Genomic DNA, 25,541 nt, shown 5'->3' on the forward strand with positions numbered 1-25,541 from the left:
TATAAGCTCTTGGTTGGACCATCAAAATTAACCGCACAAACCTATGTTGTAATCGGCCTAGATGGTCAAATTAAAGCTTTTGCGTCTAAAGAAAACTTGTTACCGGGAGAAGTGGTCGTTGAATTAGTAGAGGGGAAGATCCAACCTCAGCATGTATATATTGCTGACACAGAAGGTGAAGCTCAAACTGATTCTACCGACAAGCTTGCGAAAATATTAGAGGCCATCGAAAAAGGACAAGACCCGAGTGAACTAGGTGATGAATATGCTACTGAAGCTGGTGAAGTTACGGGTTCAAGTTTGACTGCCTCTGGTACTGTTGAACGAACGGGGGCAGAAGTACTAGCAAGTACTTTTTTTGAAACCGCCGGCGTGACGACAGAGCAAAGTACAACGCTATTTAATATTTCTCGATTCACAACCTCAGAGCTTGGTGAAACTGAAGCGTTGATTGATGGTGAAGATAGAGGTGCCGTTCAAGAAGACGTGACGCTTGGAACTTCTGGCAACCTCAGTGTTACTGATCCAAATACAGGTGAAGCGTTATTCCAATCACAGAGTGAGGTTCAAGATAGTTATTGGGGCGTCTTCTCAATTGATGCTTTCGGTAACTGGAATTATCAGCTGAATAATGAGCACGAAGAAGTGCAGGCTTTGGATCATGACAGTGACCCAATCATCAGAAGTATTACCGTTTTATCTGTAGATGGCACTGAGCATGAAGTTGTGATCTCTATTACGGGCACTGAAGATGCGCCAGTCGTGACGGGCACGTTCACGGGCAAGGTGACTGAAGGCAATCTCGGTGATGTTGCGACCGCAACAGGCACCATTGCTATTACTGATGTCGATAATGGTGACGATCCGATTTTTGCAAACACCAACGTTACGGGCACCTACGGTGAGTTGGTATTGGTGGATGGTCAGTGGACGTATACGCTGGACCAAAGCCAGGTTCAACAGCTGGACGAGGGTGAGCAGGTGCAAGACACCATCACTCTCACGGCGACCGATGGCACCCAACAAAACATCGTGATTGATATTACGGGCACCGAAGACGCGCCAGTCGTGACGGGCACATTCACGGGCAAGGTGACCGAAGGCAACCTCGGTGATGTCGCGACCGCAACAGGCACCATCACTATCTCTGATGTTGATAATGGCGACGATCCGATTTTTGCAAACACCACCGTTACGGGCACCTATGGTGAGCTAGTATTGGTGGATGGGAAGTGGACGTATACGCTGGATCAAAGCCAGGTCCAACAGTTGGACGAGGGTGACCGGGTGCAAGACACCATCACTCTCACGGCGACCGATGGCACTCAACAAAACATCGTGATTGATATTACGGGCACCGAAGACAAGCCTATTGTTGACGGTACGTTTACCGGCAAGGTGAGCGAAGGCAATCTCGGTGATGTCGTGACTGCAACAGGCACCATTGCTATTACTGATGTCGATAATGGTGACGATCCGATTTTTGCAAACACCACCGTTACGGGCACCTATGGTGAGCTAGCATTGGTGGACGGGAAGTGGACGTATACGCTGGACCAAAGCCAGGTTCAACAGCTGGACGAGGGTGAGCAGGTACAAGACACCATCACCCTGACGGCAACCGATGGCACCCAACAAAAGATCGTGATTGATATTACGGGCACCGAAGACACGCCTATTGTTGACGGTACGTTCACGGGGTCGGTGACCGAAGGCAATCTCGGTGATGTTGTGACCGCAACCGGCACCATGACTATCTCTGATGTTGATAATGGCGACGATCCGATTTTTGCAAACACCACCGTTACGGGCACCTATGGTGAGCTAGTATTGGTGGATGGGAAGTGGACGTATACGCTGGATCAAAGCCAGGTCCAACAGTTGGACGAGGGTGACCGGGTGCAAGACACCATCACTCTCACGGCGACCGATGGCACTCAACAAAACATCGTGATTGATATTACGGGCACCGAAGACAAGCCTATTGTTGACGGTACGTTTACCGGCAAGGTGAGCGAAGGCAATCTCGGTGATGTCGTGACTGCAACAGGCACCATTGCTATTACTGATGTCGATAATGGTGACGATCCGATTTTTGCAAACACCACCGTTACGGGCACCTATGGTGAGCTAGCATTGGTGGACGGGAAGTGGACGTATACGCTGGACCAAAGCCAGGTTCAACAGCTGGACGAGGGTGAGCAGGTACAAGACACCATCACCCTGACGGCAACCGATGGCACCCAACAAAAGATCGTGATTGATATTACGGGCACCGAAGACACGCCTATTGTTGACGGTACGTTCACGGGGTCGGTGACCGAAGGCAATCTCGGTGATGTTGTGACCGCAACCGGCACCATGACTATCTCTGATGTTGATAATGGCGACGATCCGATTTTTGCAAACACCACCGTTACGGGCACCTATGGTGAGCTAGTATTGGTGGATGGGAAGTGGACGTATACGCTGGATCAAAGCCAGGTCCAACAGTTGGACGAGGGTGACCGGGTGCAAGACACCATCACTCTCACGGCGACCGATGGCACTCAACAAAACATCGTGATTGATATTACGGGCACCGAAGACGCGCCAGTCGTGACGGGCACGTTCACGGGCAAGGTGACCGAAGGCAATCTCGGTGATGTCGCGACCGCAACAGGCACCATCACCATCTCTGATGTTGATAACGGCGACGATCCGATTTTTACAAACACCACCGTTACGGGCACCTACGGTGAGTTGGTATTGGTGGATGGAAAGTGGACGTATACGCTGGACCAAAGCCAGGTTCAGCAGTTGGACGAGGGTGAGCAGGTGCAAGATACCATCACTCTCACGGCGACCGATGGCACCCAACAAAAGATCGTGATTGATATTACGGGCACCGAAGACATGCCAGCCGTGACGGGCACGTTCACCGGCAAGGTGACCGAAGGCAATCTCGGTGATGTCGCGACCGCAACAGGCACCATCACCATCTCTGATGTTGATAACGGCGACGATCCGATTTTTACAAACACCACCGTTACGGGCACCTACGGTGAGTTGGTATTGGTGGATGGAAAGTGGACGTATACGCTAGACCAAAGCCAGGTTCAACAGCTGGACGAGGGTGAGCAGGTGCAAGATACCATCACCCTGACGGCGACCGATGGCACCCAACAAAGCATCGTGATTGATATTACGGGCACCGAAGACAAGCCAGTCGTGACGGGTACGTTCACCGGCAAGGTGACCGAAGGCAATCTCGGTGATGTCGCAACCGCAACAGGCACCATCACCATCTCTGATGTTGATAATGGCGATGAGCCAGTGTTTAGCAACACTACCGTTACGGGCACCTATGGTGAGCTAGCATTGGTGGACGGGCAGTGGACGTATACGCTGGACCAAAGCCAGGTTCAACAGCTAGACGAGGGTGAGCAGGTGCAAGATACCATCACCCTGACGGCGACCGATGGCACCCAACAAAGCATCGTGATTGATATTACGGGCACCGAAGACACGCCCGTCGTGACGGGCACATTCACGGGTAAGGTGACCGAAGGCAACCTCGGTGATGTCGCGACCGCAACAGGCACCATTGCTATTACTGATGTTGATAATGGCGATGAGCCAGAGTTCAGCAACACTACCGTTACGGGCACCTACGGTGAGCTAGTATTGGCGGATGGAAAGTGGACGTATACGCTGGATCAAAGCCAGGTTCAACAGTTGGACGAGGGTGAGCAGGTACAAGATACCATCACCCTGACGGCAACCGATGGCACCCAACAAAACATCGTGATTGATATTACGGGCACCGAAGACGCGCCAGTCGTGACGGGCACGTTCACCGGTAAGGTGACTGAAGGCAATCTCGGTGATGTCGCGACCGCAACAGGTACCATTACTATTTCTGATGTTGATAATGGCGATGAGCCAGTGTTTAGCAACACCACCGTTACGGGCACCTACGGTGAGCTGGTATTGGTGGATGGAAAGTGGACGTATACGCTGGACCAAAGCCAGGTTCAACAGCTGGACGAGGGTGATCAGGTGCAAGATACCATCACCCTCACGGCGACCGATGGCACACAACAAAACATCGTGATTGATATTACGGGCACTAATGATGCTCCTGAATTTGTTAGTGGGAGTAATGACAACTTTGGTCTGGATGCTCAAGGTAAAACCGACATCGATAGTTACCAGTTTAGCGTTGATGAAAACAGTCAATCGGGTGTAATTGGAAAAGTAAATGCATTCGATGTCGATCAGGACAGTCAGATAACGTATCACTTAAACGGTCATAGCGAACTGTTTGAAATCAACAGTCTTACTGGTGAGATCAGTGTCAAAAATGGTGCAAATCTGGACCATGAATCTATCGATAACTACCAGCTAGAAGTGGAAGCTCGTGACCAGTTTGGCGGTAAAGACACCGCTCAGGTCGAAGTGTTGGTTCGCGATATTAATGAAGCCCCTATTGCTGAAGATGATAAGGGCATTGAAAAAACAACCAAGACACTTGACCAGAGCAACTGGGATGATAGCACTGATATCACAGTTGATTATTATGTGATTGATACTCGATCTGGAAACAAGGTTTCTGATGCATCGAAAGCTGATTATGTTGGTGACGGCGACCACAAATATGGCGTTAGTTCTGCGCTAGACAGCGGCTCAGACCGGGTTCAAGATGGTCAGATTCGATATGATGATGCAACTGGACAAAGTGAAGCAATGCGCTTCTCCTTCGCTAATGGTCAGGTTGCCGATCATGCTGAAGTTGAAGTGAAAAACCTATGGACAGACACTTCGAACGGTAGCTGGGAGCCTGGTATTGAGCGCGGTGTTTGGAAGGCTTACTACAAAGGTGACTTGGTTGCGACAGGTGTGTTTGAAGGTACCCGTGGTGGTAATCAAGTAGTCAACATCAATGCAGATGGGCGTTTCTTCGATAGTATTGAAATGTCTACTACCAGCTATAAAGACGGTGTCATTGATCCTAAAGGCTCAGAGTACTTTATTACTCAGGTATCAGCGGACCTGACGACCTTTGATGAAGCTTACCAGACCAATGGCTCAGGCACGTTAGAGCTGGATGTTCTGGCGAATGACAGCGACCCGGATGGTGACGCTCTGACTATTATCGACTATCCATCAGAAAGTTTCCTTAGTCTGCAAGATGGTAAATTGGTCTTTGATGCGGCCAAGTACCTAGAGTCACTGCCAGCTGATCAACAAACCCTGAAAACGGGTGAAGTGAAAGATTATACCTTCGAATACACCATCCGTGATGACGACGGCCTGACCGATAAAGCAGAAGTTACCGTTAGTGTGATGGGTGAGCCTATGTCGCTCAGTGATGCACACGCAGCATTGGATGAATCTCAAGTTGATACGGATACTGACGTACATGCTGAAGGCAACTTTATCGCAAACCTCGGTTCTGCAACGGAGGCTGAATATCACTTCAACGCCGATCAAAACCTAGGTGGTTTCACCAGTGATGGTAAAGAGGTTGTGTTTGAAGTGAGTGCAGATCAGAGCACTCTAACTGGTTATACTGGAACAGGTGCCGACCGCATCAAAGTGGTTCAAGCCAACATAGATAGCAAAACGGGTCATTTCACAGTTGATCAACATATGCCTCTTGATCATGCGGAGCAGGGGGCGGACATGCTGGATATCCGCGCTAGCGTAGAGGTGGATGCCGGAGGTCAGTCTGAGAGTGCCACCTTGCATCTGAATGTGACGGATTCATTACCGTCATCGTCTTCAGCTCACTACGAAATAAATGATGTTGATTCACAAAGTAATAGTGTTGTGATTGCACTTGATGCGTCAGAATCAATGCTCGACTGGGTAACAGATGCAGACGGACAATATGTTACTCGCTGGCAACTTGCTCAAGACTCTATTAAGTCAATGTTTGAGCAATACCAAGATTTGGGTCCAGTAAGTTTTAGAATTGCAACTTACAGCGGACAACCATCTGGCCAGATTTCTGAGTGGCTAGATTCTGCCGAGGCCATTGATGCCTTTATCTCTGGTATACATCCATATGCATCGACGCCATATAACCAGGCCGTTGACCAAATAAATGAAATACTTAGTGATCCAGAAGATGACGCATTGCTTAGTAATACCGATACCCAGCTTTACTTTATCTCAGATGGTCGACCTTCCGATTTTACCTATTGGACAAATCAAACGAACGTGGGAGAAATTCAAACCCGTGAAAACTTGATTAAGTGGTCAACATCAGATGATTTTGAAAGTGAACAGCGTTATCAGGACATAGTGAATGGTCGGGTTCAGCCTACTTCTGAAGAAGAGGGCATCATTCTGCAAAATGCGATGGAAAATAGCATCAGCAGTAGCGGTCAGGATGTTGAAAATATCTGGTCTGTTGGTATTGGTAATGGAGCGTCTCTGGAACATCTGGAGTCGATCGCGACAGATAAAGGCAGTGCTATTGTCGTTGTAGATGATTCTCAGATTGGGGATTTGCTTAGTAAAACGGTCTCAGGCCAGTTGCAAGGCAACCTTCTGGATGACAATGGCGGTGATGCTCAGTGGGTAGATCACATCACTATCGATGGCGAGATATATTACTACAACAAAGTAAACGGTGATGTCACTAACAGCGATGGCACGAAAATATCGGACCATTCTCTGGCGCAAATTGATACCAACCACGGCAAGCTGACCATTAACTTTGAAAATGGTCACTACGACTATCAAGCGAGCAATGTTGTAGGTCATCAACAAGAGAAGCTTGACGTTACGGTTATCGATGCTGACGGTGATACTACAAATAGCGAAGTTACCATTGATATCCGAGATCGCGCACCAGAATTCATCAGTGTCGGTGATACAGACCAAACCCATGGCACCGATGCCAACGGTATGCCAACAGAAGATACAGCAAGCTTTGACGTCGCTGAGCAAGAAGTTGGGGTATTAGTCGGCCAGGTGGAAGCGTTTGATCCGGATGGCAGTGACACCATAAAGTATGAATTGAGTGGTGGTGATGCTGATCTATTCCGTGTTGACTCTAATAGTGGTGAGATTTGGCTGAAAGATGGTGTAAAACTGGATCACTCGACTCAGCAAACGTATCAGTTGGAAGTGTCTGCAAGCGATGGTGTGGATACCGATACAACTCAGGTTATCCTGAATGTCACTGAGAACCATGCCCCAACCTCATCTCCAGTTCAGGGCTTTGCTCAGATGGAAGACTTACCGATCAATAAAGTGACGGTAGTGTTCGACCACTCGAACAGCATGACCCGCACCTTTGACGGTGAAAATACCGTGGGTCGTGAGGCAACCGCACCGAAAACTGAATCGAGAGCTTACAAAGCAGCAGCAGCGTTACATTCCATGGTTGAAAACATGATTGCCGATGGAGGAGAATCAAATACCTATATCCGCCTGGTACGTTTCGACGGAGATACATCCACACATAGCTGGCTGACCTTGAGTGAAGTTGAGTTGATGACACGCCCACCAGAGATGAATGGCCGTGATCCAAACGATTTAAGTTTCCAAAATGAAGTGTCAGAATATGTGCGCAACTGGTGTGACGTAGAATACGGTACCAATACGGATTACGATAAAGCTTTAGAGGCTGTAATGGAGCCTGGTGAGGCAAGTAATGCCGTTTACCCTTGGCAGGATGGTTGGGACTATTTCGGTCCAGAAAAACCGTCTGAGAGTAAGGACACCATATTCTTTATCTCAGATGGCGAACCCAACCCTAGCGAGGGCGCTGTTACTTCTCCTGATCTAGTCGAGCGCTGGGAGGATTACAAACAGACTCATGACGCCAAAGTATATGGGATTGGTATTGCTCTCTCTGATAATGTCAAAGCAGCAGAGGCTCTAGATGAGCTTAGCGACAAAGTGGTGTTTATCGACTCAGGTGAAGACTTGGGGCAGTACCTAAACCAGTTCTCTCCCGATCCAATTGCCGGTGAGTTACTGGCGGGAAGCCAGGACGCTGATGGTGATAGCATGACCGTTTCTTTGGCAGAAGGCGATTTCACTCTGTTGGGCGCAGATCTGCACGGTGTAAGCGTAAATCAGCCGTTAGTTTCTTCATCCAGTGAAGTAGATGGTCAGCTTCATATCCAGACAGCGTTCGGCACCTTGGAAGTGTCATCCAATGGCAGTTATAGTTTTACTCAAAGCGATGAGCTTACTCTACAGGGTGACCAGCAGGCGGATATGCATTTCTTGTTTAAAGTGTCTGATGGTAAAGGTGGCATAAGTGAAAACGTCTTTACACTTACATTGAACGATTCTGGCACCGATATTGTACAAACTGAGCGCCATGCGTCGGTGGGAGATGAGTTTGCGAATAGCATCACTGGTGGCGAAAGCATCGATATTTTGCTAGGACAAGCAGGTCAAGATACGTTGAGTGGTGGCGCAGGCGATGACATTCTGGTTGGTGGGCTCGGAAACGATATCCTGACGGGAGGTCTAGGCAGTGACATCTTGACAGGTGGAGAGGGTATTGACACCTTCACCTTTACTCAAGAATCACTGGACATGACGTCATCAAGAGATGTGATTAAAGACTTTAGGCTGGATGAAGACAAGCTGGATTTGAGTGACATTCTTGAGTTTGTCGGTGACGACACAACGGATATGGATAACTTGTTGGAACACGTAAGCGCAGACTACGATAGTGCCCAAGATACTCTGAATTTGACGATTACTGGAGAAGGCAGCAACACAATGTCCGTGGCATTAGAGAACTTTGATTTATCAGGGTTGGAGTTAGGGTCGTCAGCGACATCTCATGAAATCGTTGATCAGCTGTTCCATCACCAAGTTTTTAGCGTGGATTAATATTACCTGAAGATTAAGTTATTTTAGTAAACAGCACCTGATTGAATCATCAGGTGCTGTTTTTCTTTTCTGCCGCTGTTAGCTACCGACTTTTTGCTTAATCATTTTAAAAATTAGCAGTAGTAAATGCACTGCTTCTGCACTTTAAGTGGTTCTTTGATTACATGTTTTGATAGCTTGGTCCGCCACCACCTTCTGGCGCTTTCCATGTGATGTTCTGTGAAGGATCTTTGATGTCACAGGTTTTGCAATGCACGCAGTTGGCGGCATTTATCTGAAACTTCAACTTACTCTCAACTTCCACCACTTCGTAAACCCCTGCAGGGCAATAGCGCTGGCTCGGCTCGTCATACATACCCAAATTCACATCAATTGGAATGTGAGGATAAGTCAGAACAAGGTGGCAAGGTTGGTTCTCTTCGTGCTGTGTTCCTGATAAAAATACCGACGAAGGCTTATCAAAACTGATTTCACCATCTGGTTTTGGGTATGCAATTGGTTGGCATTCTTGTTTAGGTTTTAACTGTTCGTGATCGTACGAATAGTCCTTGATAGTCCAAGGTAACGGCTTCTTAACCAGTGGTTGCCATAGGTTATGCTCAAAGGTCGAAAGTGCACCGCCCAGTATGCTGCCAAACTTGTGGATGTTCGCACCAAAGTTACGTGTTTCGGCGAGCTCGTCATACAACCATGATGATTCAAATAATGACTGGTAGCCTGGCTCAGAAGCCCCAGTTTGTAGGGCAGTATGTACTGCTTCTGCTGCAATGATTCCGGACTTCATGGCTGTGTGGCTGCCTTTAATTTTAGCGACATTCAAAGTCCCTGCATCACAACCAATCAATAAACCGCCGGGGAATTGCTGTTTCGGCAGAGAAGAAAGTCCACCTTTTGCAATGGCTCTTGCACCATATGCGATACGTTGGGCACCTTTTAGGTGTTGCTCGATAGCTGGATGATGCTTAAAGCGTTGAAACTCGTCAAACGGGCTTAAGTAAGGGTTGCTGTAGTTTAAATCTACGATCAAACCGACCGCGATTTGGTTGTTTTCCATATGATATAGAAAACCGCCGCCAGTGGTATTTGTCTCGCTCAAAGGCCAGCCAGCGGAGTGGATAACACTGCCAGATACATCCTTGCTGTCAGAGGGTAATTCCCATATCTCTTTTAAGCCAAGCGCGTAGTGCTGAGGTTGCTTGCCTGCGTCTAGGTCGAACCTTTGAATAAGTTCTTTACCCAGATGTCCGCGACAACCTTCAGCAAAAAGGGTGTATTTTGCCTTTAGCTCGATACCTGGCTCAAAGTTAGGTTTGGCTTGGCCGTTCTTATCTAGTCCCATATCGCTCGTATTAATGCCTGTCACGGCGCCAGTCTGATCATAATTGATGCTTGCAGCGGCAAAGCCAGGAAAAACTTCCACCCCAAGACTTTCTGCTTGGTTAGCGAGCCAACGGCAAAGGTTGGCAAGGCTAATTACATAATTATTTTCGCCATTTATCATTGGACGTGGCGTAAGGAAATGAGGGACGCGAATATGGTTTTGCTCAGTAGTAAGATAAAGGAAATGGTCTTGCTGAACTGAGGCTGATAGCGGGGCATCCATTTCTTTCCAATCGGGGAAAAGCTCATTCAAGGCACTAGTTTCAAAAACAGCGCCAGATAAAATATGTGCGCCCACTTCTGAGCCTTTTTCTACAACGCAAATTGAAAGTGCGTCACCTTCACTATCTTGGTTGAGTTGAGCTAGGCGACAAGCGGCACTTAAGCCCGCAGGTCCGGCTCCCACGATCACGACATCAAACTCCATGCATTCTCGTTCCATCTATCTGCTTCCTTTCTATTATCGTCATCTGCGTGACAGGTTTTTGGTTTCTATACAGAAAACTATAGCTCAGTTGACGTTAACGTGAAGTAAACTAAGCTCAAGTAATGGATCTGACGTGTTATACGAGGCATGACCATGGACGACCGACCATTAGCAACACTTGTCATTGCGGAACATGACAACCAGTCGTTGGCTGTAGGGACGCTGTGTGCAATTAAAGCGGCATTTGATATCAAGGATGGTGATAAATCGCTTGCTGTTTCTGTATTGCTTATTGGTTATCAGTGCCAATCGGTTTTGGATGAGTTGAAGTGTGTTAAGGGCGTTGCAGAAATTATTTGGGTTGACGCAAAGGAGTATGAGCATGGGTTAGCGGAAAACATCGCGCCTTTGATCTCACAAGTAGCCAAAAATTACTCACACATTCTTTCTCCTGCCAGCACGTTTGGTAAGAATGTGATGCCTCGCGTGGCGGCGTTGCTCGATGTAGGGCAACTTTCGGACGTGATGACAATCGAGTCTATCGATACGGTGATTCGTCCAATTTATGCCGGGAATGCATTGGCTACAGTCACGTCGAACGATCCCTTTAAAGTGATGACCATACGAAGTACGGCTTTTGATGCTCTAGAGCTGTCAGACACGCCAGTTGTCCCTAAGGTTACTCAAGTCGATACAGTGATTATCAACAAACTTAGTGAGTTTATTTCGCAGCAAACGCCAGAAAGTGAGCGACCAGAATTGCCAGCGGCTAGAGTAGTGGTATCGGGTGGTCGTGCATTCGGGAGTAAAGAGAAGTTTGCTTTAGTCGAACAATTGGCTGACAAGTTAGGTGGAGCGGTAGGAGCGTCCCGAGCGGCGGTTGATGCGGGGTATGTGTCTAATGACCATCAAGTCGGGCAAACTGGTAAAATTGTTGCACCTGAATTATACATTGCCGTCGGAATTTCTGGTGCTATTCAACATTTAGCGGGAATGAAAGACTCAAAGGTGATTGTCGCAATTAACAGCGATCCCGATGCGCCTATTTTTGACATCGCTGACTATGGGTTGGTCGGCGATTTATTTGAGGTGATGCCGGAGTTGCTAGAGAAGCTGTAGATATAATCTGTTCTCTCAAACAAAAGGCTTCCGAGCTGGAAGCCTTTATCATTTGGTTTTTACCAGTTACTTTTCGCTCGGGCGTTGCAGGTGTTCTGCAAGCACTTTAGTAAACCTTGCTGCTTCACCACCAGTACAAGCGCGATGATCAAACGTTACGGATAGCGGCATTGCTTTCACCGAAATTGCTTGACCATTTCTTATCACCACTCGGTCGAGTATTCGACCAGCACCAACAATAGCGACTTGTGGAGGTGTGACGACAGGTGTCGCGTAAATGCCGGCAATCGCTCCGAAGTTGGAAAGCGTAATCGTCGCGTGCTGTAATTGCTCTCGACCGATTTTTCTCTCTCTGATCCCTTCAACAGTTTGATCGAGCCAACGACGAACATCTTGTGGCTCGTATTCATCTGCGTGGCGCAATACGGGTACGTACAAGCCATGACGGCTATCTACAGCAATACCAAGGTTAACTGTATTGTGCACGCAACGCGTCATGGTTTCTGCATCAAACCAAGCATTTAAAGCGGGCTCTTCCTGACACGCATGAACAATCGCTTGAACCAGGCGGATACTGATGTCTTCGTTCGGCAGCCAGTCTTCCAGCAACGCTTCTTCTGTAATGGTCACGGCAGCAACGTGCTCGTGTGACTCAGTCATCGAGGACACCATGGTGCGTCGAGCACCTTTCAATACTTCTGTGCCCGGACGCTGTTTTCCGGCTTCGTCGTAAATGTCGGCATCAACGATAAGACCGTTTGGACCACTGCCTGACACGAGATTAAGATCTACCCCAAGTTTTTGTGCCAATAGACGAGCCGACGGTAGAGCAGTAACTAGATTACTCTCAGTCGTGTTGTGATTGCCTCCAATCCAGAAGTCATCGACGTTAACGTGATGCGCTTGATGAGAAACATTGCCGACAACGGTCGCGGCGTCAGCGGTCTCTTTTTTCTCTACCGTAGCCCCGCGCTCTGCGCCAGTTTCGTCAATTTCGAGTAGCAATGCGCCAATATTGACGATATCACCTTCTTCCCCATGGCGGCTGACTACACGGCCCGAGTAGGGGGCGGGAACGTCGACCGTCGCTTTTGCTGTCTCGACAGTTAAGATCACTTGATCCAACTTAACCATGTCACCGACATTAACGTGCCATTTTACAATTTCTGATTCAGCGAGGCCTTCGCCGAGATCGGGTAAGTTAAACGTCTTCATTTCCAATCCTCCACGAGTTCGCGCGCTGCGGTCACAATGTCTTCTTCCTGAACCATGAAATAATCTTCGTTACGGTAATAAGGCATAATGGTGTCCATTCCAGTTACTCGTTTAGGTGGGGCTTTTAGTAAGCACATGGCGTGTTCGGCTGTTCGAGCTAAAAGCTCAGAGCCCACACCACAAGTTTTACTCGCTTCATGAACAACGAGTAAACGTCCGGTTTTTTCTAGTGAGCTGAAAATCGTCGCGGTATCAATTGGCTTAATACTCGCCAAATCAATCACCTCGACTTCAATCCCTTGACTAGATAAGGTCTGTGCGGCTTGAAGTGACTCTACGACGCATGCGCCCCAAGTAACAAGCGTGATATCTCGCCCCTTACGTAAGGTGAAGCAGGTGTCGAGTGGAAGTGCTTCGCCATTATCAACGACTTCAGATTTTACGGTTCGATAAATGCGTTTCGGTTCGAAGAACATGACAGGATCATTACTTCGAATCGCGGCGAGAAGCAGGCCGTATGCGCGTTGAGGTGAAGAAGGAATCACTACTTTAAAGCCAGCAGTGTGCGCAAATAGCGCTTCTACACTTTCTGAGTGGTGCTCTGGAGCGTGAATACCGCCACCAAATGGCGCACGAAAAACCGCAGGGCAAGTGAGGCGACCGCGAGTTCGGTTACGCATGCGTGCCGCGTGGCACATTAAGTGCTCCATTGCCGGAAAAACAAAACCTTGAAATTGAAATTCGGCGACAGGTCGTAATCCTTGCGTTGCCATACCGACCGCAACACCGCCGATTAACGCTTCAGCGAGGGGCGTATCGATCACTCGTTTGAGACCAAACTCTTGTTTGAGCCCTACGGTGGCACGGAATACGCCACCATTATCACCTACGTCCTCACCTAACACGACAACATTTTGGTCTTGTTGCATTTCGTGGTGCAGAGCGAGGTTTACTGCTTCAACTAACGTTAGCTCAGCCATGTTTGCCTCCCTGCATTCGCATTGCTTTGTTGATGAGTTCATCTCTTTGAGCGTGAAGCTCTTGGGGAAGCGATTCATACAAATAATCGAACCCAGTTTCAGGTGCTTGTGACGGTAAGCTGAGGTAGCGCTCAACTGCCAGTTCCACTTGTTCCTTGCAGTATTCTAGCCATTGTTGCTCTTGTTCATCGCTCCAAGCTCCTTGATTAAGGAGATACGTTTTAAGACGTGCTATAGGTTCGTATTGCCATGCGGTTTGAACATCGTCCTCTTTACGATAACGAGTCGCATCATCGGCAGTAGTGTGGTCACTTAGTCGGTAACTGACCGCTTCGATGAGTGTTGCGCCTTTCCCTTTTCTCGCTCTCTCAAGTGCGGTCTTGGTTGCATCATAAACGGCGACGACATCGTTACCATCTACCGTAATGCCCGGTATACCAGCGCCTTGCGCTTTTTCTGATAAGAAATCGGCAGCACATTGAAGGCTACGCGGCACTGAAATTGCCCACTGGTTGTTATTCACGACGAAAACAAGTGGAATATTCCAAGCTCCCGCACAGTTTATTGACTCTAGAAAATCCCCTTTGGATGTACCGCCATCGCCGCACATGACTAGCGCAGCTTCATGGTTACCTTGAATTTTCAGTGCGGAAGCCACCCCGACAGCGTGTGTACATTGCGTCGCAATGGGAACACAGAATGGAAGATCTCGGCTAGGAATTGGGCTGCCCTCAGGAGCAAAATCACTACCGCGCTCATCACCGCCCCAGTATTGAAGATTCTTCTCCATGCCAATACCACGACACCACATTGCAGGCATATCGCGATAATAAGGGACAAATACATCATCGGCTTTCAGCGCTCTACCGACCGCAATGCCGATGGCTTCAGCACCTAGGTGCGAAGGGTAGGTCCCTAACTTGCCGGTGCGTTGCAACGCAACGGCTTTGTTGTCGTAAGTGCGAGTTAATACCATGTCTCGGTAAAACCCGACCAAAGTTTCAGTGTCAGCCCAGTTGGGTAGTTGGCCGACTAGGTCCCCATGATGGTCGATAAACCGATGCATGGGTAATGCCTGAACGTTCATCTCAAGCTCCTTTTGACGCTGCGTGTCTTTTGGACTGCAGCTGTTCATATCAAACCAGAGTTTGTATGGGTGCTCAAACTCTGATATCAGCGCAAAGGCCATACCTAAGGTTGCTTGTGTTTTCTATAGCTGTAGGCATCTGTACGTCCTTTAAACTATTTTCCGATAACACCGCTGCGGCTATTTCATCGCAAGACACAGAGAAACATTTTTTCTGCATCTAACCCTCTAACTAAATCGTGGTATAGCCAGATACAATAAGTGTAAACAAATTGTTAAATTGTGCTTCATTTTGACTTTCGCCCAGTAGTAAAGTTTTGCTTACACCTTGATTTGGCAGAGTAATATGCTGTTATTTTGTTGGTGGCATTTTTAAACTCGAATTTAATTACTGGTTAATGAAACATATTTGCAACAAAATTTGGCTGTAAAATTTGACAAAGTGAGTCATTATTAATGAATCAACTCAAGTAGTTGTTATGTGTTGTATTGAGATTTTTTGTTGTGCCCGAAACTCCGGCCTTATGAGAATACATAACTTCTTCCCAACAGAGTGGAATCAAGGTAGGGTGACGGCATTACAAATGTATACCCTCGGCGGTCCTTGAGCTTATCAGCAGTAGATGGCGCTCAAGTCGAAGTGATTATGGAGAAATTATGTATCACGCTCATGTTTATTTTCCTTTAAGAGAACAAGATAAAGCGCAAGCCTTGAACGAGATCATCCGTCAAGAGCGTCAAGATGTGCTGCGTGTGTTTCCTTTGGTTGGAAGATTGGTTGGCCCACATAAAATGCCGATGTTTGAAATTCACCTAGAGTCATTGAGTGAAGAGTTTTTGGCTTGGCTCGATACAATTCGAGGTGATTTTTCTGTGCTTATCCATCCTGTGAGTGAAGAAGAGTTGCTCGATCATACGGAACGCGCGATTTGGCTGGGTAGAGAGATTGGTGTATTTGAAGAGAAGCTAGAGAAATAGCTGTTCCTCCCGCATGTATGACCGCTTTGAATGCTTCTCCCCTCATCGCGGTCACCGTAGCAAGTTAGCGTTTTCATGTTCGTTAATAAGTCGCGATTTCCTTTTCTCCATTCTGCAGGCCCTGTTTTTGTGTGCTAAACCTACAAGTAGGTTTTTGAGCTTAAACATCAAGTGAGACCATGTTTCTGTTTAGCATGTCGTTAAATAAGTTTTGGCAGCAATAAAATAATAAGTTCAGATAAATGAAATAGGTATAGCAGGGAAGTGCAGTTTACGACCCCAACGCCATTGGCAGTGGAGCCGATAATTTCTGAGGGGGAAGGGTATGTTTTCGATACTCTTGGTCATACTTTCACTGTATATATTTTGGTTGTTGTTTCGCAACGGACCTGCATTCGCCGAGCGCGTCGCTCATCAAAAACGTAACTGGGTTGGACCTACCGCCAACAAAGAAGAATGGCGAGGGTATTGTACGGATGTATTTCAGCCGTTCAGTTCTCAAACGACTTTTTACGCCATCGCTTATTTTGCGAATTATATTGCAGCAGCAAATGCGATATCTTGGTCAACAGTATATGAAGGGGATTACCCGATCATCATAAGCCGATTTGGTAGCTACTTTATTTTAAATACTCACGATTCACTAGTGGTTGCAGGGTTTATTGCGCTTGCTTTCTTTATCATCAATTGGCAGCTTGCCATGCACTGTTCTGGTATTCTTAGTCAGTATCTAGTGCGGATTCTTATTATCAATCGAACGCGCTTTGTTGCGATTAGCTTAGTGTTTTGCAGTTACTTTGCGTATCTCTTGACTGTTGGTATTTTCTGGTTGTTCCATGACGGTTATTCGATCTGGCACGGGTTAACGCTTACTCCTGTATTCTTATTATTAGCGTTATTGGTTGCGGTTGTTTTGCCATCTATGAAAAAAGAGAGCAATAAACCTTAGATAGACTTGCCACGTTAAATTACACACGATTTTAGGATAGTAATTCCTATGCCATTAAGTTAGCATTGCCGGCTTTTTAACGGTCTACAGGCCCTTATTAGTGGGAGGAACTATGTTTATCGGCTTTGACTATGGCACTGCAAACTGTTCAGTGGCAAAAATGGAATCGGGTGAGCCAGTAATGCTTAACCTAGAAGGGAGCAGTCCATTTATTCCTTCCACCCTTGCTGCACCGACTCGTGAATCGGTATCCGAGCACTTATTTCGCCATCGAGATATTAAACCATTAGATCAAGTTGGTGAGCAGGTTTTACGCCGGGCAATCAATTTAAACAGAGAAGAAAGTATTGATCTCGAATCTGACGACATTGCATTTGGTCAGGCGGCGCTTAATCTCTATTTGGAAGACCCTCGTGATATCTATTACGTAAAGTCGCCGAAGTCTTTTCTTGGCGCTTCTGGCTTGCGTGACGTGCAATTGGCTTTCTTCGAAGATCTTGTCTGCGCGATGATGGACAATATTAAGTCGCAAGCCGAAAACGATGCGCAGCAAAGTATTACCGATGCTGTTATCGGCCGGCCAATTAACTTCCATGGGCGTGGCGGTGAAACGGCTAACATTCAGGCTGAACGCATTTTGTTGCGGGCAGCGAAACGTGCGGGCTTCCAAAATGTGGAGTTTCAGTTTGAGCCTGTCGCGGCGGGCCTAGAGTATGAAGCGACACTCAGCGAAGACAAAACCATTCTAGTGGTCGATATTGGCGGTGGTACAACGGACTGCTCGTTGATTCAAATGGGGCCGTCTTGGCGTGGCAAAGCGGATAGGACCGCAAGCTTGTTAGCTCATAGTGGCCAGCGCGTCGGCGGGAATGATCTTGATATCGCGTTAGCATTTAAGCAGCTCATGTTCCCGTTTGGCATGGAAAGCAAAATGGAGTCAGGTATTGTGATGCCGACCACCCAATTCTGGAACCCGATAGCAATCAACAATGTAGAAGCGCAGAGTAATTTCTATTCTCGAGAGAATCTATCCGCGTTGAAGTTGCTTCAAAAGCAGGCTCAAGAGCCAGAAAAGCTTGCCCGTTTGCTAGAGGTGTATCATGAGTCTTTAGGCTACAACATCGTTCGCCGTGCCGAAGAAGCGAAAGTGGCGCTTTCAGAGCAAGCATCTTACCGAACTGGCATCAACTTACTGTCAGAACTGATTGAAGTCGATGTGCAACGAGACGAAATGATCGAAGCGATTCAGTCGCCGAAGAATAAAATGACGGCGTTGGTGACAGAAGCGGTAGAGCAAGCTGGGGTGAAACCCGATGCTATCTTTATGACTGGTGGTTCGGCACGCTCGCCAATTTTGCGCGATGCGGTGCAAACCGTACTGCCAAATATTCCGGTTGTCAGTGGAAATTATTTTGGCTCGGTCACTGCTGGCCTAGCTCGTTGGGCTGAGGTCTGTTTCAAGTAGAAAGAAAACTAATTGCGCTATGGGCATTGTTACCAAATTTATGACTTCGTCTCGCGAAGCGCTGCTATTCTTCTGAAGAATCGGGTTATGATCTATCGGAATAATGATTTTTACTAAGCTGAAATAAAAATGCCCGCTAAATCAGCGGGCATTTTTGTTTACGTCATTAATGGTGCATGTGTTTTTCCATGTGACCTTGTTTTTCAACCGCCATTTCTACTTCCACTTTACCCGCGTTTTTGAATGTTAACGTCATAGGGAAGCGGTCACCTTCTTTGAGCGCTTGTGTTGGATTGAAAATCATTAAATGGAAGCTGCTTGGCTTAAACAACACTGAGTCATTGGCGGGAACGCGCACTTCGTCAATCTTAATCATTTTCATCACACCATCTTCTTTCTTATGCGTGTGAATTTCGACATGTCCTGCGATTGGGCTTTCTGCTGCGATCAATGCATCTTCACTGTTACCGTGGTTGGTTAATTGAAAAAAACCACCGATAACAGGTGCGTTTGGTGGCGCTTCGCGGCTCCATGGATGATCGATATGAATTTCCCCTGCTTCATAATCGTGCGCTAAACTCAGCGGGCTAGCGATGACAGCAATAAGCGCGATAGCGGCGATTTTAAATGATTTAAGCATGTGTTTTTCCTTTTGAATGAATGGCTTCTCTGAATGGACAACAAACAGAGTCATCGTTATTTTTGAATAAAGTTGTTAATGATTAGATGCCTGTTAGGCAGGAAAAACACTCGGCGGAGAGTGCTTAGGCGCGATGTGTTTGTAAACGAGCCTATCGCATTTTGAAAATCGGTAAGGCGTCAGGGCATTCTTGACTCGGCGCAGCCAATGGATGGTAGTCAGGTATAGCCCAATCGCAACCAAAAGAAAGAATTGAACCGCTTGAAGAAGCGGACACTCAAACTGAAAGCCTTCATGTAAATTAAGATCTTGAATGAGCGTAGAAGAAGGTTGAGCGTTAGCTTCAATCAGCGTATTGATATCCACCCATTTGAAACCATCTGCGGTACACAGTAAGACCTTTTCACTTTGAACTTTGTTAAGCCAGGTTGTGCTGTGAACTTGTGTTGGGTTAAGAGTCGCTGTGGACGCTAAATACAACTGAAACAACACCGCGATAATAACCGCAATAGCGTGCAAGCGATGGTGTTTATGCTGTATTAGAGTGTTTTCCATACAATTGAGTGCTTATCTTCTTCGGCGCGGGATACTAACAAATTAACCAAACAATGTAATTATCAGTTTACTAAAAGGTGATGCAAGTGTGCATTATTTGTTTTATTGCCTATTTTTAACGCTTTAATAGCTTGGCTCTTTACGATTTAAAGCAACGTGTTACGGCAGATGGCATGTCTTGATTCGGCTTGCATTCATAACCTCCAATTCAGCTTGTCTGTCTTGCCTAGTCGCTTTTGAAGATACTGAATTAATCTCTCCTATATGTCACTGAAACTTCGGTTAGTGGGTGCCGAAGTGATGTTTTTACGTGCTAGATTTGGCTGATATCGATTCAAAATGCACACCGAATCTTCACTTGTTTTCCATTAACGGAATTATGACAGTAATTTAATAAAGGATACGGTATTCTGCGCTCCTTTGTACATGCCAGAACGTCCGTCCTACTTAGTCGGAGGGGCGATTAATCTTAAGAAATTTCTCAAATGAAATACGAACAACAGATTGGATATCGATACCCTAAAGGTCGATTTGCCATGGTGAGTGTATACGCATTCACTGGTGCTGCGATTTTAGCATCGACTATTTTTTCTCTATTGCTGTTTTTGTCGATCGACGAAAACCCGATGATGCAAACCTTATTTGGTGGTTTAGCGATTATTTTTGAAGCGGGTAAGTTCTACGCTTGGTATGAATACGGTGAGCGCCGAGCCCATCGCAACTATACGGGGGCGGCAACCGCTCTCGTGTTTTATTTAGTCTTAGCTGCGATCTCCATTGGCGGTAGTATTGGTGGCATTAACAGTGCAACAAACAGCGCACAAAGCCATATTTCGGTAGAGCAGGCGAAAGTGGAAGCGTTTAATCGCCAAATTGCGGCAATCGATAAACAGATTGAGCTCAACAATATGGCAGCGCAGAAATACATCGAGATGGAGCGTATCGCGACCGGTGTAACTCGCATTCAGGAGCAAAACAAAACCTTACGCGAAGAGCAGCAACGCTTGGCTATGGAACGTGATAGTTTGCCACCGGTCACGCAAGGCTCAGTGATTGGTTTGATTGATAGCCTGGCCAACGCATTTGGTACCACCTCTCAGCAAGCTCAGCTTGGCTTGGTTGTATTTCTTTCGATTCTGTTGGATTTCTTTGCTGCATTTTTTGTCGGCCTGATTGGTGAAGAGCAACGGTTCAGACATTTCTATCGCCGAAATGAGGGCATGGTACTGAAAACGGTTCGCGATATCGATCCAGAGCCAGCGGGGTATCTTCCTCATATCAAAGAGGAGGAAGAGCAAGAAATACCAGTAACGCCGGAGCCTGAAGAGCCAAAAGAACCGAAAACTCTATTAGAGCAAGTGAGCGATGCACTTAAAACGCATCAAATTACGTGCACAAAAAAAGCCGTTGCCAAACAATTTAGGCTATCTGCGGAAGAGGTAGACAAGGTGTTTGAGGAATTGGCAGAGCTCGGTTTAGTGGGTAAAAAAGCCAACCACCATTATCATTGGATAGGTCAGACAGAGGCCGCATAATTGGTTATCAATTAGAGATCGAAAAGGGCGTCAATCGGCGCTCTTTTTTACTGTAAGGTTTCGCTACTAAAGTAAGCCAAAAGAAGAGAGAGGATTTAAAAATAGAAAAACAAAAAAGTGCCACCGAAGTGACACTTTTTCTTTAGCGTAGAAGGGATCAGTTGTCGTAAACGTCCAACTCCACTTCACGGGCAATATTTTGGTCGTTGATGATTACACCATCGACTTCGACACGAGCACCATTTAGGTTAAGTTCTTCGATGCCTTGGAAGCGTGTTTGTGCATCAATCACAACGGTAGTGTTGTTTAGCAATTGATCTGCGTCGTTTTCGCAACGCTCGATGTCAAATGTTCTTGCTTCAGCATCGTAGTTTGATACGTATCCTTCACATTCAAATTCTTTACCTTGCCATTGGTTGTTATCGTCAAAGTCTGGTTGCTCAAACTCAATAACGGTAGCGATGCGTTTGCCATTTTTCATGACAGACGTTACTTCCACTTCTTGGCCTTGTTTTAGGTTCGCTTTGCTGCCGTCTTCAAATCGTGTTGCGTTATCGATGAAGAATGCACCTCGGTAGTTTAATGAAAACTCACTGTAATCATTTGCAACCCAAGTCACGATGCCTTCCACATCGCTGTCATTGCTTATGACGTCGTAGCCTTCAACTTCTACCTCATTTGCCATGAAGACGCCGTTTTGCATTTCACCTTCTACTTCCACCCATTGGCCGGTGCTAAGTTGGCTAATGTTGTCGTAAGATACGGTTATATTTGTACCAAGCTTAAACGTGCCAGCATTTTCATCGATACTAGTAATGCGACCTTCCAGTTCGTAGTAGCTTCCAAGAGTTGGGTAATCGTTATCTACGTCGATTTCGACCACAGACAACACTCGATAACCCGCATCCGCAGTCGGCAAGGATGACACCATCACCCAGTCGTTGATCTCTATATCATCACTTAAACCGTCAAACTGCAGATCTACGCCGTTTACCGTAAATGTTTTCTTCACATAATCAATTGCTGTAACACGTCCGGTAATGGTTGGCTCAAGTGTTACTAAGAAGCCATCGTCAGACGCTTTACGAACATCTGTTCCTACTTGAACCATCATTTTGGGTTCTACATCGGCCAATTGCATTGATGTATCGCCATAAACCACCCCAGACACATGGTATGTATATCCATTGACGGTTAACGTGTTTTCTTCAGCGTTGACCGCTTCAACAGAGCCAATCGCTACACTTGGTTTCACTACTGGTTGAGTTGGTGTGCTATCGCTATTGCTGCCACCACCTGAACCACCACAACCAGACAATGCCAAACCTACTACAGAAATAAGAGCGAGTTTTTTCATTGTATTAACCTCAATTTACGAGCTAGTTTAGGAAATTGCCTGTATCTTATTGGGCATATCGTGAAGAGATCGTGAAGAAATGTGATTTTTATGAAAATTTTAATTGTAGATGACAACCACAATGTCTCGGAGACGATTGCGGACTATCTTGAGCTTGAAGGCATGATTATCGATTGTGCGTATCATGGTGAGGCCGCACTGAAGTTAATCGAGGATAATCATTACGATGTAATCATCATGGATATCATGATGCCTAAGCTCGATGGCATTAGTACGGTACAGAAACTTCGACAAGATCAGCTCTGTGGAACGCCAATCCTCTTCCTAACCGCAAAAGATACGTTAGATGACAAAATCGCGGCATTTAAAGCGGGAGGCGATGACTATTTAATGAAGCCATTTGCGATGGAAGAGCTTAGTTTGCGTGTTCATGCTTTGGCTAATCGCGGTCCAAGGCAAGATATCGGAACGCTCAAATTTGCAGATATTTGTTTAGATGCGCGTACAGGAAAAGTAACGAGAAAAGACAAAGAAATTAAGCTGAGTCGAATTCAAACTAAAATTTTAAAATTGCTCCTCCAACGTGCTCCAGCAGCGGTCTCGCGCACAGAAGTGATCGATAGTGTGTGGGGAGACGAACCACCCGGAAGTGATGCACTTCGTAGCCATATTTACGGTTTAAGAACCGCGCTAGACAAAGGTTTTGAAGAATCACGATTAGAGACTATTCATGGACAAGGTTACCGACTTAAAGCATAACGAATATCCAAGCATTTATCGCAAGATCCGTTGGGGTTTTGGGGTGATGACGCTTGTGATGTTTACTCTTTTTTGGTCGCTGATTTATGTGGCAGAAAACAAACTTGAAGTGCTGAGTTTACATCACTGGCTTGATACTGAAGCTGCACTTTATAGTGAGAATTTCGAGAAACAGGGCTGGGATGCGCCATTGCCAAACGTATTGGAGTTCAACTCATATTGGAGTGAAGCACCGACACCGGATTGGTTGCTCTCTTTTACTTCGCCCGGTTTTTACGAATATCTGCTTGGTGAAGAAGACAAACACTTTGTCGTATTGAAACACCCCTCAGGGAAGGGGCTTATGTACATTGTGTTTCAAGATGACTCCGATGATTACCTCGACGAATACGAAAGCTCGCTGCATCAGTTTACGCTACTGCTCGGTGGCTTATTTTCATTTGTTATGGTCGGGTATGGCATTTATATGGTGCGAATATTGTCTCGACCACTAGCGCAAATCGAAGACAAAATCAGCCAAATGTCACCGGATCAACCCGCGTTCCAAGTTGAAACCAAGTTCAGCGAGACACGCCAGATAGAGCAAACTTTGCTGGATAATAAAAACGATATCGCGGGCTATTTCAAACGAGAACAAGAATTTAGTCGTTTTGCATCGCATGAGTTGAGAACGCCAATCATGGTGATCAAAGGCTCAACAGACATTCTAACGCGTATTCCAGATCAACCTCGAGTCGCGCAAAAAGCCATCGCGAGGATGCAGTCAGCTTGTGAAGACATGCGCGTACTGACAGAAGCGTTTCTCTTGCTCGGTAAAGAGAAAATAGAGCCTCAGCATTACGGAGAGCATCCGCTTCTTACTTGTTTACAAAAACAACTGGAAGAGCTGGCCCCTTTATTTGCCAAGCAAGACTCGAATTACTCTTTGCACGAACAACATAGTGGTGTCGTGAATGCACCAGAGAGTTTTGTGACCATTGTAATCAACAATCTGATTAAAAATGCCTTTAGCTATAGTGTGGGAGATATTGAGATTGAGTTGGATGGTCATGCTCTTAAGATCCTGAATCGTCACGATGGTAACGAGACGTACAACGCCGGCTACGGTTGTGGGCTTGTTATCGTACAACGCATATGTGAACGGATGGGATGGGCGTTAATACTGGACGATGATGGTGTTCGATTTAGTGCGAAAGTGGAATTCCGTTCCTAGCTTTGTGCGTCTAACCCACAGTCAAACAAGAAAAAACTGGAATTTGAATTAGACTGAAGTTAGTGAAGCGGAAACTCGAGGAACCGTTATGCTCTCTTATCAGGTCAGCCGAAGTATTGAAATTAATAAGAATCAAAGTGAAATTATTGGCTATCTCAAGAACTTCAATAACTGGCCAAGCTGGTCACCATGGATCATTCTTGAACCAAGCTGCGAGCTGACATTCAGTGATAAGCAGGGCCACGTTGGGGCTGGTTATCAATGGAATGGTCAGCGTATTGGGACTGGCGCGATTGTACTGGAAAGTACTCAAGAGCATCGATTAGATATGGAGCTGCATTTCTTTCGCCCAATCAAGAGCCATGGAAAGGTGACTCTAGCCGTGACGCCGTCACAAAATGGCTGTTTAGTCGAATGGCAAATGCAATCACGCGTTCCTTGGTATCTGTTCTTTTTGAAAAGTATGTTTAAATCGATGATAGAGATGGATTATCAACGTGGGCTACGCATGCTCAAAAGCAAACTTGAAACCGGGCAAGTGCTCTCAGACTTGGTTGAAATTGGTAATCGAACCCTGCCTCAGGTTCACTACATCGGAATAAAAGGCGAGGCCACCATTCCAGAATTAGGTCCGGTAATAGAAGAACAAGTTCAACAGTTAAAGCAGATAGTTGATGACAAGGGCTTATCTGTGAACGGCGAGTTATTTTGTTATTACCAGTCGATGGATATGCAGAAAGGCACGTTTGAGTTTATCACTTGCTTGCCACTTGATAACGCAGTAACTGCGCCAGAGGGAGCGGTTTCCGGTACCATACCTGAGAGTGAAACATTTGTCGTCGAGCACCGCGGGGAATATCAGTTTTTGGGAAATGCATGGGCTTTAGCGATGAACTTGGTTCGTCAGAGTGGTATGAAAGCCAAAACCAGTCCATTAGGGATTGAGCGCTACTTAGATAATCCGCAAGAAACCACGCAGGATAAACTAAGAACCGAAGTTATTTTATTTAAGAAATGACAGGCGTTGCC

General features: G+C 46.4%; 16 protein-coding genes. 9 read left to right on the forward strand and 7 right to left on the reverse strand.

The annotated features are described in order from the left end of the window. The first annotated feature begins 9 nt into the window (after positions 1-9). The gene (locus B7360_RS12675) at positions 10-8,853 is read left to right on the forward strand and encodes a VCBS domain-containing protein (RefSeq protein ID WP_164673218.1); all 8,844 of its coding nucleotides are present in this window, start codon (positions 10-12) and stop codon (positions 8,851-8,853) included. A 160-nt stretch (positions 8,854-9,013) separates the two neighbouring features. On the opposite strand, the gene B7360_RS12680 is transcribed toward B7360_RS12675, so the two are convergent. Then, complete coding sequence (locus B7360_RS12680; RefSeq protein WP_085343654.1) at positions 9,014-10,675, reverse strand: electron transfer flavoprotein-ubiquinone oxidoreductase; 1,662 nt, start codon at positions 10,673-10,675, stop codon at positions 9,014-9,016. Between the two features lie 138 nt (positions 10,676-10,813). On the opposite strand from B7360_RS12680, the gene B7360_RS12685 reads away from it, so the two are divergent. Beyond that, entirely contained in the window at positions 10,814-11,779 is a 966-nt protein-coding gene (locus tag B7360_RS12685; protein ID WP_085343655.1) for an electron transfer flavoprotein subunit alpha/FixB family protein, read from the forward strand. Positions 11,780-11,845: 66 nt separating this feature from the next. Here B7360_RS12685 and B7360_RS12690 read toward each other — a convergent pair whose 3' ends face one another. From B7360_RS12690 to pdhA, 3 genes are read right to left on the reverse strand one after another with little or no spacing between them, the layout of a single operon-like run. Beyond that, positions 11,846-12,994: a dihydrolipoamide acetyltransferase family protein gene (locus tag B7360_RS12690; protein ID WP_047009272.1), complete on the reverse strand. Its 1,149-nt coding sequence runs from the start codon at positions 12,992-12,994 to the stop codon at positions 11,846-11,848. Further along, positions 12,991-13,974, reverse strand: a complete 984-nt coding sequence (locus B7360_RS12695; RefSeq protein WP_005395620.1) for an alpha-ketoacid dehydrogenase subunit beta — start codon at positions 13,972-13,974, stop codon at positions 12,991-12,993. The genes B7360_RS12690 and B7360_RS12695 overlap by 4 nt, the downstream gene beginning before the upstream one ends. Then, positions 13,967-15,061, reverse strand: a complete 1,095-nt coding sequence (gene pdhA, locus B7360_RS12700) for a pyruvate dehydrogenase (acetyl-transferring) E1 component subunit alpha (RefSeq protein ID WP_012842500.1) — start codon at positions 15,059-15,061, stop codon at positions 13,967-13,969. The genes B7360_RS12695 and pdhA overlap by 8 nt, the downstream gene beginning before the upstream one ends. A 657-nt stretch (positions 15,062-15,718) precedes the next feature. Between pdhA and B7360_RS12705 the strand changes: the two genes are divergently transcribed. From B7360_RS12705 to yegD, 3 genes are all read left to right on the forward strand, one after another. Continuing rightward, entirely contained in the window at positions 15,719-16,039 is a 321-nt protein-coding gene (locus B7360_RS12705; protein WP_005375836.1) for a DOPA 4,5-dioxygenase family protein, read from the forward strand. A 325-nt stretch (positions 16,040-16,364) separates the two neighbouring features. Next, a complete protein-coding gene (locus B7360_RS12710) occupies positions 16,365-16,988 on the forward strand; it encodes a hypothetical protein (protein ID WP_005395624.1) in 624 nt (207 codons plus the stop codon). Between the two features lie 112 nt (positions 16,989-17,100). Further along, positions 17,101-18,453 (forward strand): molecular chaperone, encoded by a 1,353-nt coding sequence (gene yegD / locus B7360_RS12715; RefSeq protein WP_085343656.1) that lies wholly within the window; start codon positions 17,101-17,103, stop codon positions 18,451-18,453. A gap of 166 nt (positions 18,454-18,619) precedes the next feature. Here yegD and B7360_RS12720 read toward each other — a convergent pair whose 3' ends face one another. Beyond that, positions 18,620-19,093 (reverse strand): copper chaperone PCu(A)C, encoded by a 474-nt coding sequence (locus B7360_RS12720; RefSeq protein WP_085343657.1) that lies wholly within the window; start codon positions 19,091-19,093, stop codon positions 18,620-18,622. A 93-nt stretch (positions 19,094-19,186) separates the two neighbouring features. Continuing rightward, positions 19,187-19,648: a hypothetical protein gene (locus B7360_RS12725; protein WP_065646681.1), complete on the reverse strand. Its 462-nt coding sequence runs from the start codon at positions 19,646-19,648 to the stop codon at positions 19,187-19,189. A gap of 485 nt (positions 19,649-20,133) precedes the next feature. Here B7360_RS12725 and B7360_RS12730 point away from each other — a divergent pair, with 485 nt between their 5' ends. Then, on the forward strand, positions 20,134-21,183 hold the full coding sequence (locus B7360_RS12730; protein ID WP_085343658.1) for a Preprotein translocase subunit SecY: 1,050 nt from the start codon (positions 20,134-20,136) through the stop codon (positions 21,181-21,183). 157 nt (positions 21,184-21,340) lie between these two features. On the opposite strand, the gene B7360_RS12735 is transcribed toward B7360_RS12730, so the two are convergent. Beyond that, positions 21,341-22,540 (reverse strand): DUF5666 domain-containing protein, encoded by a 1,200-nt coding sequence (locus B7360_RS12735; protein WP_085343659.1) that lies wholly within the window; start codon positions 22,538-22,540, stop codon positions 21,341-21,343. Positions 22,541-22,630: 90 nt separating this feature from the next. Here B7360_RS12735 and B7360_RS12740 point away from each other — a divergent pair, with 90 nt between their 5' ends. The 3 genes from B7360_RS12740 to B7360_RS12750 all read left to right on the forward strand — a co-directional run bounded on the left by B7360_RS12740 (position 22,631) and on the right by B7360_RS12750 (position 25,530). Next, positions 22,631-23,299 carry a response regulator transcription factor gene (locus B7360_RS12740; protein ID WP_074189697.1) on the forward strand — a complete coding sequence of 223 codons (669 nt, stop codon included), beginning with the start codon at positions 22,631-22,633 and terminating at the stop codon, positions 23,297-23,299. Further along, the gene (locus B7360_RS12745; RefSeq protein ID WP_085343660.1) at positions 23,271-24,512 is read left to right on the forward strand and encodes a HAMP domain-containing sensor histidine kinase; all 1,242 of its coding nucleotides are present in this window, start codon (positions 23,271-23,273) and stop codon (positions 24,510-24,512) included. Before B7360_RS12740 ends, B7360_RS12745 begins: the two co-directional genes overlap by 29 nt. Positions 24,513-24,600: 88 nt before the next feature. Further along, the gene (locus tag B7360_RS12750; RefSeq protein WP_085343661.1) at positions 24,601-25,530 is read left to right on the forward strand and encodes an SRPBCC family protein; all 930 of its coding nucleotides are present in this window, start codon (positions 24,601-24,603) and stop codon (positions 25,528-25,530) included. The last annotated feature ends 11 nt before the right edge of the window (positions 25,531-25,541 follow it).

This window comes from Vibrio sp. ArtGut-C1, from assembly GCF_002105475.1.
GTDB classification, from domain to species: Bacteria; Pseudomonadota; Gammaproteobacteria; order Enterobacterales; family Vibrionaceae; genus Vibrio; species Vibrio diabolicus.

Bases quoted from the DNA above. Each gene is read 5' to 3' on its own strand.
- B7360_RS12680 (WP_085343654.1), bottom strand. From the start codon at position 10,675: ATGGAACGAGAATGCATGGAGTTTGATGTCGTGATCGTGGGAGCCGGA.
- pdhA (WP_012842500.1), bottom strand. From the start codon at position 15,061: ATGAACGTTCAGGCATTACCCATGCATCGGTTTATCGACCATCATGGG.
- B7360_RS12695 (WP_005395620.1), bottom strand. From the start codon at position 13,974: ATGGCTGAGCTAACGTTAGTTGAAGCAGTAAACCTCGCTCTGCACCAC.
- B7360_RS12720 (WP_085343657.1), bottom strand. From the start codon at position 19,093: ATGCTTAAATCATTTAAAATCGCCGCTATCGCGCTTATTGCTGTCATC.
- yegD (WP_085343656.1), top strand. From the start codon at position 17,101: ATGTTTATCGGCTTTGACTATGGCACTGCAAACTGTTCAGTGGCAAAA.
- B7360_RS12690 (WP_047009272.1), bottom strand. From the start codon at position 12,994: ATGAAGACGTTTAACTTACCCGATCTCGGCGAAGGCCTCGCTGAATCA.
- B7360_RS12735 (WP_085343659.1), bottom strand. From the start codon at position 22,540: ATGAAAAAACTCGCTCTTATTTCTGTAGTAGGTTTGGCATTGTCTGGT.
- B7360_RS12730 (WP_085343658.1), top strand. From the start codon at position 20,134: ATGAAATACGAACAACAGATTGGATATCGATACCCTAAAGGTCGATTT.
- B7360_RS12705 (WP_005375836.1), top strand. From the start codon at position 15,719: ATGTATCACGCTCATGTTTATTTTCCTTTAAGAGAACAAGATAAAGCG.
- B7360_RS12745 (WP_085343660.1), top strand. From the start codon at position 23,271: ATGGACAAGGTTACCGACTTAAAGCATAACGAATATCCAAGCATTTAT.
- B7360_RS12725 (WP_065646681.1), bottom strand. From the start codon at position 19,648: ATGGAAAACACTCTAATACAGCATAAACACCATCGCTTGCACGCTATT.
- B7360_RS12740 (WP_074189697.1), top strand. From the start codon at position 22,631: ATGAAAATTTTAATTGTAGATGACAACCACAATGTCTCGGAGACGATT.
- B7360_RS12750 (WP_085343661.1), top strand. From the start codon at position 24,601: ATGCTCTCTTATCAGGTCAGCCGAAGTATTGAAATTAATAAGAATCAA.
- B7360_RS12710 (WP_005395624.1), top strand. From the start codon at position 16,365: ATGTTTTCGATACTCTTGGTCATACTTTCACTGTATATATTTTGGTTG.
- B7360_RS12685 (WP_085343655.1), top strand. From the start codon at position 10,814: ATGGACGACCGACCATTAGCAACACTTGTCATTGCGGAACATGACAAC.